This is a genomic window from Streptomyces lushanensis (genome assembly GCF_001700515.1).
Lineage (GTDB): Bacteria > Actinomycetota > Actinomycetes > Streptomycetales > Streptomycetaceae > Streptomyces > Streptomyces lushanensis.
This window is the reverse complement of the sequence record NZ_MAUD01000632.1, coordinates 1-2,523: the sequence shown is the minus strand read 5'-3', so window position 1 is coordinate 2,523 and position 2,523 is coordinate 1. Positions and strand designations below refer to the sequence as shown.

The following is a 2,523-nucleotide window of genomic DNA, read 5'->3' as shown; positions in this document are numbered from 1 at the left end:
CGACCGGATCCTCGCCCGCCGCTGCCACTGCCGCCGCCTCCGCTGCCGTACGGTCCGGCGCGGCGGCCTCCGCGCCGGCCGGCGCGCACCCGGCCCGCTCGGACCCGGCGTCGCCGCAGGGCCCGCAGCCGCCCGCCCGGTGCTCGGGCAGTGTCGTGGTGCCCGCGCCCTCCACCTCGAAGCCCGCGTCCGCGATCATCTCCAGGTCGGTCTTGCCCTCCTGGCCCTCGCTGGTGAGATAGTCGCCGAGGAAGATCGAGTTGACGAGATGGAGCGCGAGCGGCTGCATCGTGCGCAGATGCACCTCACGCCCGCCCGCGAGCCGCACCTCCACGTCCGGGCAGACGAACCGGGTCATCGCCAGGATCCGCAGACAGCGCTGCGGAGTCAGGTTCCACTCCTTGGCCAGCGGCGTGCCCTCGAACGGGATCAGGAAGTTGACCGGCACCGAGTCCGGGTCGAGCGCACGGAGCGAGAAGACCACGTCGACCAGATCCGCGTCGCTCTCGCCCATACCGGCGATCAGACCCGAGCAGGCGGAGAGACCGGCCGACTGGGCCTGCCGCACCGTGTCCACCCGGTCGGCGTAGGTGTGGGTGGTGGTGATGTCCCCGTACGTTCCCTCGGACGTGTTGAGGTTGTGGTTGTACGCGTCGGCTCCCGCGGCCCGCAGCCGCTCCGCCTGTCCGTTCGAGAGCAGCCCGAGACAGGCGCACACCTCGACGTCCTCGTTCTGCTCCTTGATCGCCTCGATCGTCCGTGAGACCCGGTCGACATCACGGTCCGTCGGACCGCGTCCGCTCGCCACCAGGCAGACCCGCTTCGCTCCGCCCGCCACACCGGCCGCCGCCGCCTTCGAGGCATCTTCGGGCTTCAGCCAGGTGTACTTGAGGATCTCCGCCGTGGAGCCGAGCCGCTGCGAGCAGTACGAGCAGTCCTCGGGGCAGAGCCCGGACTTCAGATTGACCAGATAGTTGAGCTTCACCCGCCGCCCGAACCACTGGCGGCGCACCTTCCCGGCCGCGGCCACCACTTCGAGCAGATCGTCGTCGGAGGTCGCCAGTACGGCGAGCGCTTCTTCGCGGGTCGGCGGCTCGCGCCGCAGGCCCTTCTCCACCAGCGTGTTCAGCAGGTCCATGGTGCCGATCCTGGCCTAAGCGAGCACCTCGAAGCCAGGGAGGAACCCGACAACACCACCAGAACGAAGTGTGTGCATGGCCACATCCTGACCCGGTCCGGGCACGGTTAAAGTCTGTGCGCACCCTACAAAAGGACCGCACCATGGCGCAGGATCCATCCGACCGGACCGATCTCTCCGACCGGACCGGTCCCTTCGAAGGGGCCGATCCCTTCGACTGGGCCGACGAGGAGGCGCGCCGCCGCCAGAGCGCGGGCCTCGTCCGTGCGCTCCGCCCGCGCCCCGCCGACTCCGCCCTGCTGGATCTGGCGAGCAACGACTATCTGGGCCTCACCCGCCATCCCGCGGTGACCGGCGCGGCGGCGGAGGCCGCCCGCCGCTGGGGCGCGGGCGCCACCGGCTCCCGGCTGGTCACCGGCAGCACCGAGCTGCACGCCGAACTGGAGCGTGAACTGGCCGAGTTCTGCGGCTTCGAGGCCGCGCTCGTCCTTTCCTCCGGCTACGCCGCCAATCTCGCGGCCCTCACCGCGCTGACGGCCCGTGGCTCGCTGCTCGTCTCCGACGCGGGCAACCACGCCTCGATCGTGGACGGCTGCCGGCTCTCGCGCGCCGAGACCGTGGTCGTCCCGCACGCGGAGCCCGACGCCGTACGCAAGACCCTCGAAGCGCACCCGGGCCGGCGGTCGCTGGTGGTGAGCGACGGGGTGTTCTCGGTGGACGGTGACGCCGCGCCGCTGGTGGAACTGGCCGGTGTCTGCCACGCGCGGGGAGCCGCGCTGCTCGTCGACGACGCGCACGGTCTGGGCGTGCTCGGCGAGGGCGGCCGGGGCACGGTGCACGCCGCGGGCATCGCGGGCGCGGCCGGTGTGGCCGTCACCCTGACGCTCTCCAAGTCCCTGGGCAGTCAGGGCGGCGCCGTGCTCGGCCCGGCCCGGGTGATCGAGCATCTCGTCAACGCGGCACGGACGTTCATCTTCGACACGGGACTCGCGCCGGCGGCGGTGGGCGGCGCGCTGGAAAGCCTGCGGCTGCTGCGCCGGGAGCCCGGCAGGGCGGACCGCGCGCGCGAGGTCGCCCGTACGCTGCACCGGCGGCTGACCGCGGCCGGTCTGACCGCCGCGCCGCCGGACGCCGCCGTCGTCTCCGTACAGGCGCCGTCACCGGAGGCAGCCGTGCGCTGGGCCGCCGACTGCCGTACCGAGGGGCTGGCCGTGGGATGCTTCCGGCCGCCGTCGGTGCCGGACGGCATCTCCCGGATCAGACTCACCGCGCGTGCCGATCTGACGGACGAGCAGATCGGCACGGCGGTACGGACGATCACGGCGGTCGCGCCGGCGGACGCGACCGCTTTCTGACCTGACCCGAGCTCGGGTCGGACGAGCTCG

At 72.6% G+C, this 2,523-nt stretch carries 2 protein-coding genes; one reads left to right on the top strand and one right to left on the bottom strand.

Annotated features, from left to right (window positions below; all coding sequences use genetic code 11):
* Window positions 1-1,138: biotin synthase BioB (gene bioB, locus BFF77_RS32015; RefSeq protein ID WP_066957061.1), on the bottom strand; the 1,138-nt coding region annotated here is incomplete at its 3' end.
* A gap of 143 nt (window positions 1,139-1,281) precedes the next feature.
* On the opposite strand from bioB, the gene BFF77_RS32010 reads away from it, so the two are divergent.
* Window positions 1,282-2,493: an 8-amino-7-oxononanoate synthase gene (locus tag BFF77_RS32010; protein ID WP_066957059.1), complete on the top strand. Its 1,212-nt coding sequence runs from the start codon at window positions 1,282-1,284 to the stop codon at window positions 2,491-2,493.
* Window positions 2,494-2,523: the final 30 nt, after the last annotated feature.